Below are 14463 nucleotides of genomic sequence, written 5' to 3'. Positions count from 1 at the left end.
AGGAGATCCATGCTGTCCGGACTGACTGCCGGGAACGACCGCGTCGCCCTGCGGTTCGGCGACGAATCCCTGACCTACGGCGAGCTCGCGTGCGTCGCGGGCCCGCTCGCCGCCGGGCTGGCCGGGCGACGGCGGGTCGCGGTGTGGGCGACACCGACGCTGCGGACCTGCGTCGCGATCGTCGCCGCGCTGACCGCCGGCGTCCCCGTGGTGCCGATCAACCCGAAGGCCGGATCACGCGAACTGGCGCATATCGTCGCCGACAGCGTGCCGGACCTGGTGCTGGCCGCACCGGACGCTGAGCTGCCGCCGGAACTCGATGTGCTGCCGCGGGTTCCGGTCGAGCTGGACACCTCGGGTACGCCGTGGCGAGGCGAGGAGCCGGATCCCGAAACCCCGGCTTTCGTCATCTACACCTCGGGCACCACCGGACCGCCGAAGGGTGTCCTCCTCCCGCGCCGGGCGGTGGCGTCGAATCTCGACGCGCTCGCCGAGATCTGGGACTGGACCGACGCCGACGTCCTCGTGCACGCCCTTCCGCTGTTCCATGTGCACGGCCTGATCCTGGGCGTGGTCGGCCCGCTGCGCCGCGGCGGTTCGCTGCACCACCTCGGCCGGTTCTCGACCGAAGCGGCCGCGAAGGAACTCGCCGGGGCGGGCACGATGCTCTTCGGTGTCCCGACGATGTACCACCGGCTCGCGGCCGACTGCGAGGCCGATCCCGCGCTGGCCGCCGGAGTGGGCGCGGCGCGGCTGCTGGTTTCGGGTTCGGCGGCCCTGCCCGCGACCGACCACGAGCGCATCACCGCCGCGACCGGGCAGCGGGTCGTCGAACGCTATGGCATGACCGAAACGCTGATGAACTGCGGTGTCCGCGCCACGGGGGACCGGCGGCCCGGTGCGGTCGGCCCGCCGGTGCCCGGCGTCGAACTGCGGCTCGTCGACGACGCCGGGGAACCGCTCTCCGGTGAGTCCGTCGGAGAGATCGAGGTCCGCGGCCCGAACCTGTTCCTCGGGTACCTGAACCGGCCGGACGCCACGGAAGCCGCGTTGCGGGACGGCTGGTTCAAGACCGGCGACATGGCGATGCGCGATCCGGACGGCTACGTGCGGATCGTGGGCCGCCGCGCCACCGACCTGATCAAGAGCGGCGGCTACAAGATCGGGGCGGGCGAGATCGAGAACGCGCTCCTGGAACATCCGGGGGTCGCGGAGGCGGCCGTCACCGGCGAGCCGGACGACGACCTCGGCGAGCGCATCGTGGCCTGGATCGTCCCCGCCGGGGCCGAGCCGACGGCGGGTGAACTCGCCGACCACGTCGCCGGGCTGCTGTCCCCGCACAAGCGGCCGCGTGTGGTGCGGTACCTGGAAGCGTTGCCCCGCAACGAGATGGGCAAGGTCCTCAAGCGGGCTCTCCATGACTGACCCACTGGGCTGGGACGGGTACGCCGCTTCCCTGGCACGCGCCAGGGAACGCACGGGCACGGACGAGTCGGTGGTCTGGGAACGCGCGAAGATCGGCGGCCACGAGGTCGTGATGATCCGCTTCGAGTTCGGCTTCCTCGGCGGGTCGGTCGGGACCCGGACCGGCGCGCTCATCGAGGAGGCGCTCGGCGAGGCGCGCTCGCACCGGCTGCCCGTCGTTTCGTTGCTGTCCACGGGCGGGACCCGGATGCAGGAGGGCGTTCCCGCGCTGCGGCAGCTGCAGCGGATCGCGCGCGGTCTGGCGCTGCTGCGCGAAGAGCGGCTGCCGCACATCACCGTCGCGCGGCACCCCACCACCGGCGGGGTGTGGGCGTCGCTCGGTGCCGACGCCGATGTCGTGCTCGCCGTCCCCGGCGCTCAGGTGGGTTTCGCCGGACGCCGGGTGCGGCCGGAGCGGTATGCCGACGATCCGGCGTACACGGCGGAAAACCAGTACACGGCCGGATATGTGGACGAACTCGTGGCCGAGGGCGCGATCGCCGACCGGTTGGAGGCCTGGCTCGGGCTTCTGACCGGTGCCTCCCCGAACCGCCCGGCGGATCTGCCCCGCGCGCTCGGCGCCCTCGACTCCACGACCGACGGCTGGCAAGCCGTCCAGCGCGCGCGGTCGGCGGGCCGTCCCCGCGCGGGCGCTTACCTCGACGACTACTTCGACACCCGCGTCACCCTGCGCGGCGGTGCCGACGACGGCGTCCTCTGCGGGATCGGAAGCAGGGGCGGGCGGCCGATCGCCTTCGCGGCGCAGACCGGCATCCCGACCACGCCCGGCGGTTTCCGGACGGCGACCCGGCTGATCCGCCTCGCCGGCCGTCTGGGGTTGCCGGTGCTGACCCTCGTCGACACCCCGGGCGCGGCCGCCGATCCCGCCGCGGAAACGGCAGGGGCGGGTAACGCCATCGCCGGACTGTTCGGCGCGATCGCGGCGGCGGAGGTGCCGATCACGACCCTGGTGATCGGGGAAGGAGGTTCGGGCGGCGCGCTCGCGTTCTGCTCGGCGGACCGGATCTGGCTCACCCCGGACGCCTGTTTCTCCGTCATCGCCCCGGAACTGGCGGCCGGGATCCTCAAGCGGGACCCTGAAGAGATCCCCGCCCTCGCCGACGCGCTGAAGCCACGTCCCGAAGATCTGCTCGCCCTCGGTGCCATCGACGGCATCGCGGGACCGGAATCGGTCACCTTCCTGAGATAAGGGGTTCGCCATGGTCAAGCGGATGTCCGTCGCGGTGCTCGCCGCGGTCACGATCGGTCTCCTCGCCACGCCGCCCGGCCAAGCCGCCGGGGCCGCCCGCTACGTCGCCATGGGCAGTTCCTTCGCCGCGGGGCCGGGAATCCCGCCGCAGCGGCCCGGAACCCCGGCGGCGTGCGGACGTTCGACGAAGAACTACGCGAGTCTCGTGGCCGGGGAACGCGGATTCGTCCTCACCGACGTCACCTGCAGTGGCGCGACCACGGCGAACATCCTCACCACCGGACAGGCCGGGCAGCCGCCGCAGATCGAGGCCGTCACCCGGGACACCCGGCTCGTGACGGTCACCATCGGCGGCAACGACGTCGGCTACGTGGGAAGCCTGTTCACCTACGGCTGCCAGAACACCGGCGGCACGAACTGCGGCCAGGTCGACCAGAACGCCGTCCGCGCCGCGCTGACCACCGTGCACGAGAAGATCGGCGCCGTCATCGCGGAGGTCCATCGGCGGGCACCACGGGCGCGGGTGCTGGTCGTCGACTACCTGACGATCGTGCCGCGCACCGCGCCCGCCTGCGACGGCGTTCCGCTCACCCCGGAGCAGCTGGCCTTCGAACGCGAGGTCGCGGACCGGCTCGCGGCGGCGACCCGGCGGGCGGCCCGCGCCGAACGGGCCACTCTGGTCCCGGCGGCCGCGGCCAGCGCGGACCATGACGCCTGTGCCACCGTCCCATGGATGGAGCGGTACGTGGCCGCGCCGGGACGCGTGCCGTACCACCCGAACGAGGCCGGGATGGCGGCCGTCGCGGACCTGGTCACGGCACGGCTGCGCCCTTGAGGGGGTGCCGGGCCGCAGTGGGCGATCCGGCGCGGCCTGGCTCACCTCTCGACGGCCGCGCGGAAAGTGCGGCGATAGCTGTCCGGCGGCACTCCGACCGTGCGGTTGAAGTGCCGCCGCAGCGTGGCGGCGGTGCCCATCCCGGTGGCCTCCGCGATCAGGTCGACGCTGTCGTCGGTCCGCTCCAGGAGTTCCTGCGCCCGGCGGATGCGCTGGGTCAGCAGCCAGCGCAGCGGGGTCGTCCCGGTCGCCGACCGGAAGTGGCGGGCCAGGTTGCGTGAACTCATGTTCGCGTGCCGGGCGAGGTCCTCGACGGTCAGCGGCCGGTCGAGCCGTTCGGTGATCCAGGGAAGCAGACCGCCGAGCGGATGGTCGTCCTGTTCGGGCACCGGGGCGGTGACGAACTGGGCCTGCCCGCCCGCGCGATGCGGCGGGACGACGAGGCGGCGGGCGACGGTGTTCGCGACCGCCGAACCGTGGTCGGAACGGACCAGGTGCAGGCACAGGTCCATCGCGGCGGCCTTGCCCGCGGAGGTGAGCACGCTGCCGTTGTCGACGTAGAGGACGTCCGGATCGACCTCCACCAAGGGAAACCGGGCGGCGAGGACGTCGGTGTGCGCCCAATGCGTGGTCGCCCGGCGGCCGTCGAGCAGGCCGGCGGCCGCCAGCACGAACGCGCCCGTGCACAGGGACGCCACCCGCGCGCCCGCGTCGTGGGCGGCGCGCACGGCCTCGACCAGATCGGACGGCGGATCGACGTCGATGTCCGCCCAGCCGGGGACGATCACGGTGCCGGCGCGCTCCAGATCGCCGAGCCCGTGATCCGGTTCGAGCAAGAACCGGCCCACCCGCACCGGTTTCGAGCCGTAGACGCCGAATTCGTACAGGCCTGTGTCGAAGACTTCGTGGGCGATGGCCAGCTCGAACTGCAGCATCCCGTCCGTGGCGGCGAGGGCGACCGTGCTCATGTCCGAAAGTGTACGCATGATGGCGTTCCAGACACTGTCGATCGGTGGGATCCGCCGACAGGATGGTCCACAGTGGATCAACCGAGGGCAGGAGAAACCATGGGTACGTACGACGTCGCGGTGTTCGGGGCCTACGGGCACACCGGCCGGTTCGTGGTGGCGGAGCTGCGCGAACGCGGATTCGGCGTGCTGGCCGTGGGACGCGACGAGGCGAAACTGCGCGGCCTGCCTTGGCCCGACCTCGACGTCCGGCAGGCGTCGGTCGACGACCCGGCTGCGCTCGATCGCGCGTTCGCGGGCGCGGACGCGGTGATCAACGCCGCCGGGCCGTTCGCCGACACCGCAGCTCCGGTGATCGAAGCGGCGCTGCGGGCCGGCGTCCCGTACCTCGACGTGGCCGCGGAACTCGAAGCGAACATCGACACCTTCGCTCGGTTCGGTGAGCGCGCCGCGGGAGCGATAGTGATCCCGGCGATGGCGTTCTTCGGCGGCCTCGGCGACCTGATGGTCACCGCCGCGATGGGGGACTGGACGTCCGCCGACGAAGCGCACGTCGCCTACGGGCTGAGCAGCTGGCATCCGACGGAGGGGACTCGCGCGGCGGGCAGGGTCTCGCGGGAGCGGCGTGACGGAAAGCGGATCCGCTTCTCCGGCGGCCGGATCGAACACCGCGACGACGCGCTGCCGGAACTGGACTGGGACTTCCCCGCGCCGTTCGGGACCCGCGCCGTGCTCGGCGAGTTCACGATGGCCGACGTCGTCACCGTCCCCAGTCACCTCGACATCCCCGAGGTGACGACCTACATGACCGTGAACGCGGCCCGCGAGGTCGTGACACCCGAGACGCCCGCGCCTCCCGCTGACGGCCCGTCGTCGCAGGAGTTCGTGGTCGACGTCGTCGTGCGATCCGGCGGCGGCGAACGGCGGATCACCGCGCGGGGACAGGACATCTACGCGATCACGGCACCGCTGGTGGTGGAGGCCGTCCAGCGCGTGCTCGACGGCCGGACCAAGGCGACCGGGGTCGTCTCGGCGGGTGAGGTCTTCGACGCGACCGGCTTCCTGGCGGCACTGGCGCCGCGGATCACCATCACCGGGTGACACCTTCCCGCCAGCCAGGATGCGGTAGCCGTGCGGGCGCGGCCTCGCCGGGCCGGTACTCGAAATGCCACCACTCGTTGTCGTAGATCCGGTAGAGCGCGAACCGGGCGCCGTGGTCCTCCAGCCATTGCGCGCCTTCGCGCGGCCGGACGTCCAGCGCGGTACCGCTGACGTGCGCGGAGTCCTGCGGCGGCAGGACACGCTTCCGCCCGGCCTCCGCGAGGTACAGCCGATGCTGCTCGGCGGCGTCCCGATGCCCCGAGGTGACGCCGAGGAGCGTGCGGTGCCGCCAGAACGCCTCGGTCCTGGCGGCGGTGAACGCGGCGAGCGTTCCGGCGGTGAGCCCGGCGAGGTTTTCGGCGGGGAACCGCAGTGCCAGCGCCCAGCCGCAGGCGAGCCGCCGGGCCTGGCCGGGAGACCGCAGCCACGCCGGGATCAGCAGCAGTACCGCCAGGACGCGGGTGATCGCCGCGAGCACGAGTTCTTTCATGGCATCGACCCTCGCCGCCGCCTGTGCGAACCCGATCGCGGCGACGTGCGCGGACGCCGACGAAAATGTCACCGTTCCGCACGGAGCACGTCGTGACGCAACGATGACATTCCGTGGACGTCCCGCGGAAACGGGACGGGCACCATGGCGTGTCATGGACGAGCGGATTCCGTCCGGCGCTGCGATAGTCGTCGGCATGCCCAGGGTGCTGCTCATCGAGGACGACCAAGCCGTGCGTGACGGGCTCAGCATGGCGCTGGGCGGCCGTGGCCACGCGGTCGACGCGGTGGCCACCGGTGAGGAAGGCCTCGCGCGGCTCGCGTCCCGGCCGCCGGACATCGTCGTACTGGACCTGATGCTGCCCGGACTGGACGGTTTCGAGGTCTGCCGCCGGATCCGGGCGGCGGGGGATCTCCCGATCATCATGCTCACCGCGCGCAACGAGGACATCGACGTCGTGGCCGGGCTCGCCGCCGGCGCGGACGACTACGTGGTCAAACCCGCCAGGGCGCAGGTACTGGAGGCACGGATCCGCGCGGTGCTGCGCCGCAGCGGGCAGACCGCGCCGGCGGTGCCCGCGCAGACCGGGATCGAGCGGCACGGCGATCTCGGCATCGACCGGGCCGGGCTGACCGTGACCAAGGGGGACAGACCCGTCGCCCTCGCCCCGACCGAACTGCGGCTCCTGCTCGAACTCACCCAGGTCCCCGGCCGCGTGCTCAGCCGTCAGTACCTGCTGGAAAGCGTGTGGGAGCACGGGTACTTCGGAGACTCGCGCGTCGTCGACGCCTGCGTGCAGCGCCTGCGCGCGAAGATCGAGGACGACTCGTCCGCGCCGGTGTACGTGCAGACGGTCCGCGGGTTCGGCTACCGGTTCGGGCCACTGTGAAGCTCGGCGGTCTGCGCACCCGGCTGCTCCTGGCGTTCAGCCTGCTGGTCGTGATCACCGCGGCGACGGTCGCCGGCGGCGCCTACGTCCAGTCCCGCACCGTGATCCTCAAGCAGGCGCAGGACGCCACCGCCCGTGTCCTGGTCGACAAGGCCACCGCGCTGTTCCCGCTCGGTCCGCTGCCGCCGGGTGACGGGACGCTGAGCCGGATCAGCGGCGAACTGTCCGACCGTGACCTGAGCTCACTGGTCCTGTACGCCGACAAGTCGAGCGGGAACGAGCAGATGCGGGCGCTGATCTCACCCGAGCTTCGCGAGCGGGTCCGGTCGGGAAACGTCGCCTGGCAACGAGTCGACTCCCGGGGCACGCCGATGCTGGTGGTGGGCACCAGGTTCACCGTCCTGCTACCCGGTGGGCAGCGACGGGATTCGGGGATCGAGGCCTATATCGCGCGCAGTATGGCGCCGGAGGCGACGAGTATCGACGAGCTCGCCGCCCGGGCCTGGCTGATCGGCGGGGTGGCGCTCGTCTTCGCCATCGGGCTGGCGTTGCTGGCCGCCCGCGGTGTCCTGCGGCCGGTGCGGGAGCTGGGTGACGCGGCGCGGCGGCTCGGGAAGGGCGACCTGCGCGCGCGGATCAGCGTCCGCGGTTCGGACGAGCTGGCCGGCGTCGCGCGCACGTTCAACGAGACGGCCGAATCGCTGGAGCGGCACGTCGGCGAGCTGGAACGGATGGAAGCCGACGCGCGGCGGTTCGTCGCCGACGTCTCCCACGAACTGCGCACCCCGCTCGCCGCGATGACCGCGGTCGCGGACGTGCTGGAGCAGGAGGCGTCGAAGCTGCCGGGAGACGCCGGTCGCGCGGCGAAGATGAGCATCGAGGAGACGCACAATCTGACGCGGCTGGTGAACGACCTCATCGAGGTCTCCCGCTTCGACGCCGGGGCCGCCGCGCTGGCACGGGAAGAGGTCGACGTCGCCGAGGTGGTCACGGCGAGCCTGCGCATCCGGGGCTGGACGGGCGAGGTGGAGAAAGACCTGCCCGCCGGGATCTTCGCCCAGTGGGATCCGCGGCGGGTGGACGTCATCGTGGCGAACCTGGTCGGGAACGCGGTGCGGCACGGGGAAAAGCCGGTCTCGCTCCGGCTTTCCGAAGCGGGGGAGTGGATCACGCTGGAGGTCTCGGATCGCGGCCCCGGGCTGGCGCCCGAGGTGCTCCCGCACGTGTTCGACCGGTTCTACAAGGCGGATTCGGCCAGGGCGAGGTCCGGCGGCAGCGGGCTCGGGCTGGCGATCGCCTGGGAGAACGCCCGGCTGCACGGTGGCAGCCTGAGTGCGGCCAACGATGTCGACGGCGGCGCGGTGTTCACCCTGCGCCTGCCCCGGCAGGGAGTGACGGCATGAGGAAGATCTGGCTTTCGGCGCTCCTGATCGTCTCGGTGGTCGCGGGCTGCGGCGTCCGCCCCAGTGCCGTGATCACCGGAGCGCCCGCTCCGGCAGGTCCGGCGAACGGCGCGGTGCTCTACTTCCTGTCCGGCGGGCAGCCGGTCCGCGTGTTGCGCCCACTGGCGCAGGAACTTCCTCCGGCGAGCCCTGTCGATCTGCTCGCCGCCGGACCGGACGAGAGCGAGCGCGAACGGGACTACACCACGGAAGTCCCGCCTGGCACCGCGGTTCTGGACCAGACTCCCGCGCCGAACGGGGTCACGGTGACCCTGTCGATCGGCGTCGCCGGGTTGTCGGCGCGGGCGGTGGATCAGATCGTGTGCACCGCCAGGGACTCCTTCGGCGGGAGCGCGCAGATCACCTTGCGGGGCGAGGGAACCGTGCGCGGTCCGCTGTCGTGTCCCTTGCCCGGCTAGGCGAGCACCCCTTGGGCCGGCCTTCACGGACAGGGACACAGTGGGCACCACGGCCAGGCGGAAGTGTCCCGAATCACCGGTGTCGATCCCTCGCTTTGCCCGGACCTGCCCGCTAGCTTAGGTAAGGCTAAGCGAATGAGACGTGGGGGTGGTTGTGGCGTGGAGGGAATCGAGGGCAAGGTCGCGCTCGTCACCGGAGGCGCGCGCGGGATCGGGGCGGCCGTCGTGGACGGGCTCGCCCGGGCGGGTGCGATCGTGGCGTCGGTGGACCTGGCGGAAAGCGCTCCCCGGGACGGAGTGACCTCGTTCGTCGCGGACGTGGGGGATCCCGCCGCCGTCGCGCGGGTCGTCGGCGAGGTCGAACGCGGACTCGGGCCGATCGGGATCGGCGCGTCCGTCGCGGGTGTGCTGAAGCCGGGGTCCGTCTGCGACACGAGCGACGAAGACTGGGCGGCGACTTTCGCGGTCAACTCCACGGGTGTCTTCACCGTGCTCCGCGAGATTTCCCGCCGGATGCTGCCTCGCCGGAGCGGCGTGCTGGTGACGGTCGGGTCGAACGCGGCGGGAGTCCCACGCAGCGGGATGGCCGCGTACGCCGCATCGAAGGCCGCGGCGACGATGCTGACCCGCTGCCTCGGGCTCGAACTCGCCGCCTCCGGCATCCGCTGCAACATCGTCTCTCCCGGTTCGACCGACACCGACATGCAACGTCTACTGTGGACGGACGAGAACGGCGCGGACCGTGTCATCGCAGGGAATTCGGAGCAATACCGGGTCGGCATACCACTGGGCCGGATAGCCGAACCCGCCGATATCGCCGACGCGGTCCTGTTTTTGGCGTCCGATCGCGCGCGGCACATCACGATGCAGAACCTGTACGTCGACGGCGGGGCCACGCTCCGTGCGTGATCTCGATGACGCAACGAAGACTTTTCGGGTCCGTACGATTAGGTTAGGCTAACCGAAACGGCGCGTCCGGGGGATCACGTTCCGCGCCGCACGGGCACCACGGGTGCCGATCCGGTCGGTAGTATTCGCGAAAGGGAATTCAGTCGTGTCCTCACCTGCACCGGCCCGGCCAAGGCCGGTCCACCAGGCGGCCGATCTGCTGGCGGCGTACCTGCCCGGATCGTTCTACTACTCGTCCGCGCGGGGATCGCTTCTCGCCGACGGGGTGTATTCCCCGGTCCACGCGGTTCCGGGCAAACGTGCCCGCGCCGCCGCCGAAGTCCTCGACGCCGCCCTCGTGGCGGGAGTGGCCGAACCGGTGGTGGCCGGGGCCATCGGATTCCGGCCCGACGCGCCGAGCAGCCTGGTGGTGCCCGCCGTGGTGCGCCGGGCCGGACCACCGAAGGCGAGTGGTCCGGCCGCGCCGCTCGGTGGCGGGGCCTGGTCGGTGTCGCCGCGGCCCGCGCCGGAGGTCTACACCACTGCCGTCGCCAAGGCGCTGGACGAGATCCGCGACGGTGACCTGCGCAAGATCGTGCTGGCCCGCTGCCTCGACGTCACCGGTGGAGACCCCATCGCCGTGCCGCGGCTGCTGGCCCGTCTCGTGCACGCCGACCCGGCGGCCCACGCCTTCGCGGTCGACGTCAGCGCGCCGGGGGATCCCGCACCGCGCACCTTGGTCGGCGCGAGCCCGGAACTGCTGGTCTCCCGGCGTGGCCGGGTGGTGACGGCCAACCCACTGGCGGGATCGCGGCCTCGGACGGCCGACGAGGCCGAAAACGCCCGCCGGATCGACGATCTGCTGGCGTCCGAAAAGGACCGTGCCGAACACGCCCACGTCGCCGCCCAGGTGTCCGAAGTGCTGGGCCGGTTCTGCGTCGACCTCGACGTCGCGGGCGAGCCCGAGGTGATCGGCACCCCGACGATGTGGCATCTGTCGACCACCATCAGCGGACGGCTCGCCGACCCGGGCGACGCCGGTTCTTCCGCGCTCGGACTGGCGGAAGCGCTCCATCCGACCCCCGCCGTCTGCGGCGTCCCGACCGCGCTCGCCCGCGACACCATCGCCGCGCTCGAACCCGAGGATCGCGGCTATTACGCGGGTCTCGTCGGCTGGACCGATCAGGACGGGGACGGCGAATGGGTCGTCACCATCCGCTGCGCCGAGGTCCGCGACCGCACCGTGCGGCTGTTCGCCGGCGCGGGAGTGGTGGCGGGTTCCGATCCGGCGGCCGAACTCGCCGAGACCGGCGCGAAGTTCGGCACCATGCTGCGGGCGCTCGGCCTGGAGGGGGCGGCATGAACCCCGATCACGTGCCCTGGCCGCCCGAAACCGCCGCGCGCTACCGGGCTTCGGGACACTGGCGCGGCCAGACCTTCGGCAAACTGCTGACCAGCCTCGCCGAGGCGTACGCCGAGCGCCCCGCCGTGATCGGCGAGAACGCCCGCTGGACGTTCGCCGAACTCGACGAGCGGGCGCACCGGCTCGCGGCCGGATTCGCCGGGGCCGGGATCCGGGCGGGCGACCGGGTCGTCGTGCAACTGCCGAACGTGCCGCAGTTCGCGTCCGTCGTCTTCGGACTGTGGCGGGCGGGCGCGCTGCCGGTGTTCGCGCTCCCCGCGCACCGGGCGAGCGAGCTGCGGCATTTCGCCGAGCAGAGCGAGGCCGCGGCGATCCTGACCGTCGGCGAGCACGAACGATTCGACCACGCGGCCATGGCCCGCGCGGTCGCGGCCGAGATCCCTTCGGTGCGGAGCGTCTTCGTCGTCGGCACGGAGGAGTTCGCCGTGCTCGAAGCGGCGACTCCGCGCGCTCTGCCGGATCCGGATCCCGCCGGGGTCGCGTTCCTCCAGCTGTCCGGCGGTAGCACCGGCTTGCCCAAGCTGATCCCGCGCACGCACGACGACTACCTCTACAGCGTCCGGGAAAGCGCCAGGATCTGCGGCCTGCGCCCGGAAAGCGTGTACCTGGCCGCGTTGCCGGTCGCGCACAACTTCCCGCTCAGCTCGCCCGGTCTGCTCGGGGCACTGCACGCGGGCGCGGCCACGGTGTTCGCGCCGCGGCCCGACGCCGACACCGCGTTCCGGCTGATCGAAGCCGAGGGCGTGACGATCACCGGGCTCGTGCCGCCGCTGGCCGCCGCGTGGGCGCAGGCGGCGACGCGGACCGCTCGCGACCTGTCCTCTTTGGACGTCCTGCTGGTCGGCGGCGCCAAATGCGCGCGTGAACTGGCCGAGAAGATCGGGCCCGCGCTGGGTTGCCGTCTGCAGCAGGTGTTCGGCATGGCCGAGGGACTCGTCTGCTACACCCGGCTCGACGATCCGGACGAGTACGTCCTGGCCACGCAGGGGCGGCCGATCTCGCCGGACGACGAGATCCGCGTCGTGAACCCGGACGACCCACTGTCCACTTCGGACGACGTCGTCGCGCCGGGCGAGGTCGGCGCGCTGCTGACCCGCGGCCCGTACACGATCCGCGGCTACTACCGCGCGACGGAGCACAACAAGTCCGCGTTCACCGAGGACGGCTTCTATCGCACCGGGGACCTCGTGCGGCGGCATCCGTCCGGTCATCTGGAAGTGGTCGGCCGGGCCAAGGAACAGATCAACCGCGGCGGCGAAAAGGTGGCCGCCGAAGAGGTCGAGAACCACCTGATGGCTCACCCCGGAGTGCTCGACGCCGCCGTCGTCGCGGTGCCGGACCCGTACCTGGGTGAACGCACCTGTGCCTACGTCGTCCCCGCGGCCGGCGCGGAGCCCGCGGCGGCGGAGCTGCGCCGGTTCGTCCGCGAACGCGGGGTCGCGTCGTTCAAGGTGCCCGACCTGGTCCAGGTCGTGTCGCAGTTCCCGGTGACCGGGGTCGGCAAGACCAGCAAACGCGAGCTGCGGGCGGCTTTGGCCGCCCTGGCGAAGGAGAAGTGAAGTGTCACTGCCCGAGATCCAGCCGTACGCCCTGCCGACGGAGGCCGAACTGCCTGCCGGACGGGTCGGCTGGAAACCCGACCCCGCCCGCGCCGCGCTGCTGGTGCACGACGCGCAGCGGTACTTCCTCGCGCCGTACGCGGGATCCCCGGTCCCGGAGATGGTCGCGAACATCGCCGCGCTGGCCGACGCCGCCCGCGCCGCGGGTGTCCCGGTGTTCTACACCGCCCAGCCCGGTCACCAGGCCGCCGAGGACCGCGGCCTGCTCACCGAGTTCTGGGGCGACGGTATCGGCGCGGTCATCGACGAAGACCCCGCCGCCGCCGACGTGGTGCCCGAGCTCGCCCCGAAGCCGGGGGACAAGGTCCTGACGAAGTGGCGCTACAGCGCGTTCCAGCGCAGCACGTTCACCGAGCAGCTCGCCGAAGCGGGCCGGGACCAGCTGCTGATCACCGGTGTCTACGCGCATATCGGCTGCCAGGCCACCGCGGTCGAGGCCTTCATGCGGGACATCCAGCCGTTCCTCGTCGGTGACGCGGTCGCGGACTTCTCCCGCGAACGCCACGACCAGGCCTGCGAATACGTCGCCCAGCGCTGCGGCGCACTGACCACCACGGCCGCCGCGATCGCCGCGCTGGCCCCGATTCACGCCGGAGCACAGCGATGAGCCTCAGTGCCGAGAAGATCCACGCCGACGTCGCCGAGCTGCTCGGCTGCGACCCGGCCGAGCTGAAGCCGGAAACCGACCTCACCGACCTCGGTCTCGACTCGATGCGGATCATGGGCCTGGTCGAGCAGTGGCGCACCGAGGGCGCCGACACCCTGGAGTTCGCCGACCTCGCCGAGCAGCCGACCCTCGGTCACTGGACGCAGGTCCTCACCGGGAGCACCGCGTGAGCCGCGCCGACCACCGGCACCGGCACCTCGAACGGATCGCCGAGGTGCGCGGGGGAGCGCACGCGGAGAAGGTCCCGTACCCCATCCGCGTCCGGCAGGCCGAGGTTGTGCGCACCACGATGATCGGTTCCGGACTGCTCCGCGTCACCCTCGGCGGCCCGGGGACCACGGGTTTCGAGGCGCATTCGCCCGACGAGCACGTGAAGGTCCTGTTCCCCGAGCTGGATCCCGAGCCGAAGCTGCCGGTCCAGGACGGCGACATGCTGCGCTGGCCCAAGCCCTCGCCGACGTCGCGTGAATACACGGTCCGCCGGTACGACCCGGCTTCCGGGGAACTCGACCTGGACGTCGCGCTGCACGAGGGCGGCCTCGGTTCCGGCTGGGCCGAGAAGGTCACCCCCGGCACTCCGGTGCATGTCGCCGGCCCGCCCGGCGGGCTGATCGTGCCGCACACCTACGACCGCTACCTGCTCGCCGGGGATCTCACCGCGCTGCCCGCGATCGCGCGCTGGCTCGAAGAGCTGCCGCGCACCGCCGCGGGCTGGGCGTTCATCGAGGTCACCGACGCGAGCGAGGAGATCGAGCTGTCCGCCCCCGAAGACGTCGAGGTGCATTGGCTGCACCGAGGCGACGTCGCGCCGGGCGCCTCGGACATGCTCGCCCGCGCGGTCACGGCGATCGAGGTCCCCGCCGGTGAACGGCTCTACGCCTGGGTCGCCGGTGAAGCCGGGCAGATCAAGCCACTGCGCCGCTGGCTCAAGAACGACCTCGGGCTCGGCAAGGACGACCACGACGTGACCGGCTACTGGAAACGCGGTGTCGCGGACTTCGACGACGAGCACGACCACTGATCCCCACCAAGTAGAACGAGGAAATCC

15 protein-coding genes are annotated in these 14463 nt (G+C 72.0%); 13 read left to right on the top strand and 2 right to left on the bottom strand.

Annotated elements, in window-relative coordinates:
• Nucleotides 1-9 precede the first annotated feature (9 nt).
• Genes ACZ3HL_RS11950 through ACZ3HL_RS11940 form a run of 3 tightly spaced genes read left to right on the top strand, consistent with a single transcriptional unit; the run spans nucleotide 10 to nucleotide 3509 of the window.
• Nucleotides 10-1425, top strand: coding sequence for an acyl-CoA synthetase (locus ACZ3HL_RS11950; protein ID WP_465530555.1), 1416 nt, complete (start codon nucleotides 10-12; stop codon nucleotides 1423-1425).
• Nucleotides 1418-2674: a carboxyl transferase domain-containing protein gene (locus ACZ3HL_RS11945; protein WP_465530553.1), complete on the top strand. Its 1257-nt coding sequence runs from the start codon at nucleotides 1418-1420 to the stop codon at nucleotides 2672-2674. Before ACZ3HL_RS11950 ends, ACZ3HL_RS11945 begins: the two co-directional genes overlap by 8 nt.
• Before the next feature lie 10 nt (nucleotides 2675-2684).
• Nucleotides 2685-3509 carry an SGNH/GDSL hydrolase family protein gene (locus ACZ3HL_RS11940; RefSeq protein ID WP_465530551.1) on the top strand — a complete coding sequence of 275 codons (825 nt, stop codon included), beginning with the start codon at nucleotides 2685-2687 and terminating at the stop codon, nucleotides 3507-3509.
• A 41-nt stretch (nucleotides 3510-3550) separates the two neighbouring features.
• On the opposite strand, the gene ACZ3HL_RS11935 is transcribed toward ACZ3HL_RS11940, so the two are convergent.
• The gene (locus ACZ3HL_RS11935; RefSeq protein WP_465530549.1) at nucleotides 3551-4477 is read right to left on the bottom strand and encodes a helix-turn-helix domain-containing protein; all 927 of its coding nucleotides are present in this window, start codon (nucleotides 4475-4477) and stop codon (nucleotides 3551-3553) included.
• 99 nt (nucleotides 4478-4576) lie between these two features.
• Between ACZ3HL_RS11935 and ACZ3HL_RS11930 the strand changes: the two genes are divergently transcribed.
• Nucleotides 4577-5578, top strand: a complete 1002-nt coding sequence (locus tag ACZ3HL_RS11930; protein WP_465530547.1) for a saccharopine dehydrogenase family protein — start codon at nucleotides 4577-4579, stop codon at nucleotides 5576-5578.
• Here ACZ3HL_RS11930 and ACZ3HL_RS11925 read toward each other — a convergent pair.
• The gene (locus ACZ3HL_RS11925) at nucleotides 5568-6068 is read right to left on the bottom strand and encodes a M15 family metallopeptidase domain-containing protein (RefSeq protein WP_465421030.1); all 501 of its coding nucleotides are present in this window, start codon (nucleotides 6066-6068) and stop codon (nucleotides 5568-5570) included. The two genes, ACZ3HL_RS11930 and ACZ3HL_RS11925, sit on opposite strands and share 11 nt — an antisense overlap.
• 154 nt (nucleotides 6069-6222) lie before the next feature.
• Here ACZ3HL_RS11925 and ACZ3HL_RS11920 point away from each other — a divergent pair, with 154 nt between their 5' ends.
• From ACZ3HL_RS11920 to ACZ3HL_RS11880, 9 genes are all read left to right on the top strand, one after another.
• Entirely contained in the window at nucleotides 6223-6957 is a 735-nt protein-coding gene (locus tag ACZ3HL_RS11920) for a response regulator (RefSeq protein ID WP_465530545.1), read from the top strand.
• Nucleotides 6954-8360 (top strand): ATP-binding protein, encoded by a 1407-nt coding sequence (locus ACZ3HL_RS11915; RefSeq protein WP_465530543.1) that lies wholly within the window; start codon nucleotides 6954-6956, stop codon nucleotides 8358-8360. Before ACZ3HL_RS11920 ends, ACZ3HL_RS11915 begins: the two co-directional genes overlap by 4 nt.
• Nucleotides 8357-8818 (top strand): GerMN domain-containing protein, encoded by a 462-nt coding sequence (locus tag ACZ3HL_RS11910; protein ID WP_465530541.1) that lies wholly within the window; start codon nucleotides 8357-8359, stop codon nucleotides 8816-8818. The genes ACZ3HL_RS11915 and ACZ3HL_RS11910 overlap by 4 nt, the downstream gene beginning before the upstream one ends.
• 159 nt (nucleotides 8819-8977) lie before the next feature.
• On the top strand, nucleotides 8978-9727 hold the full coding sequence (gene dhbA, locus ACZ3HL_RS11905; RefSeq protein ID WP_465530539.1) for a 2,3-dihydro-2,3-dihydroxybenzoate dehydrogenase: 750 nt from the start codon (nucleotides 8978-8980) through the stop codon (nucleotides 9725-9727).
• Between the two features lie 145 nt (nucleotides 9728-9872).
• Complete coding sequence (locus ACZ3HL_RS11900; protein ID WP_465530537.1) at nucleotides 9873-11069, top strand: isochorismate synthase; 1197 nt, start codon at nucleotides 9873-9875, stop codon at nucleotides 11067-11069.
• Nucleotides 11066-12688 carry a (2,3-dihydroxybenzoyl)adenylate synthase gene (locus ACZ3HL_RS11895; RefSeq protein ID WP_465530535.1) on the top strand — a complete coding sequence of 541 codons (1623 nt, stop codon included), beginning with the start codon at nucleotides 11066-11068 and terminating at the stop codon, nucleotides 12686-12688. Before ACZ3HL_RS11900 ends, ACZ3HL_RS11895 begins: the two co-directional genes overlap by 4 nt.
• A gap of 1 nt (nucleotide 12689) precedes the next feature.
• Nucleotides 12690-13355: an isochorismatase family protein gene (locus tag ACZ3HL_RS11890; RefSeq protein ID WP_465530533.1), complete on the top strand. Its 666-nt coding sequence runs from the start codon at nucleotides 12690-12692 to the stop codon at nucleotides 13353-13355.
• The gene (locus tag ACZ3HL_RS11885; RefSeq protein ID WP_465530531.1) at nucleotides 13352-13585 is read left to right on the top strand and encodes a phosphopantetheine-binding protein; all 234 of its coding nucleotides are present in this window, start codon (nucleotides 13352-13354) and stop codon (nucleotides 13583-13585) included. The genes ACZ3HL_RS11890 and ACZ3HL_RS11885 overlap by 4 nt, the downstream gene beginning before the upstream one ends.
• Nucleotides 13582-14436, top strand: coding sequence for a siderophore-interacting protein (locus ACZ3HL_RS11880; RefSeq protein WP_465530529.1), 855 nt, complete (start codon nucleotides 13582-13584; stop codon nucleotides 14434-14436). Before ACZ3HL_RS11885 ends, ACZ3HL_RS11880 begins: the two co-directional genes overlap by 4 nt.
• The last annotated feature ends 27 nt before the right edge of the window (nucleotides 14437-14463 follow it).

The organism is Amycolatopsis sp. NPDC000009 (genome assembly GCF_055563465.1).
Note: the sequence above shows the minus strand (reverse complement) of the source record. Positions and strands in the feature narration are given on the sequence as shown.

Bases quoted from the DNA above. Each gene is read 5' to 3' on its own strand.
- ACZ3HL_RS11950 (WP_465530555.1), top strand. From the start codon at position 10: ATGCTGTCCGGACTGACTGCCGGGAACGACCGCGTCGCCCTGCGGTTC.
- ACZ3HL_RS11945 (WP_465530553.1), top strand. From the start codon at position 1,418: ATGACTGACCCACTGGGCTGGGACGGGTACGCCGCTTCCCTGGCACGC.
- ACZ3HL_RS11940 (WP_465530551.1), top strand. From the start codon at position 2,685: ATGGTCAAGCGGATGTCCGTCGCGGTGCTCGCCGCGGTCACGATCGGT.
- ACZ3HL_RS11935 (WP_465530549.1), bottom strand. From the start codon at position 4,477: ATGAGCACGGTCGCCCTCGCCGCCACGGACGGGATGCTGCAGTTCGAG.
- ACZ3HL_RS11930 (WP_465530547.1), top strand. From the start codon at position 4,577: ATGGGTACGTACGACGTCGCGGTGTTCGGGGCCTACGGGCACACCGGC.
- ACZ3HL_RS11925 (WP_465421030.1), bottom strand. From the start codon at position 6,068: ATGAAAGAACTCGTGCTCGCGGCGATCACCCGCGTCCTGGCGGTACTG.
- ACZ3HL_RS11920 (WP_465530545.1), top strand. From the start codon at position 6,223: ATGGACGAGCGGATTCCGTCCGGCGCTGCGATAGTCGTCGGCATGCCC.
- ACZ3HL_RS11910 (WP_465530541.1), top strand. From the start codon at position 8,357: ATGAGGAAGATCTGGCTTTCGGCGCTCCTGATCGTCTCGGTGGTCGCG.
- ACZ3HL_RS11895 (WP_465530535.1), top strand. From the start codon at position 11,066: ATGAACCCCGATCACGTGCCCTGGCCGCCCGAAACCGCCGCGCGCTAC.
- ACZ3HL_RS11885 (WP_465530531.1), top strand. From the start codon at position 13,352: ATGAGCCTCAGTGCCGAGAAGATCCACGCCGACGTCGCCGAGCTGCTC.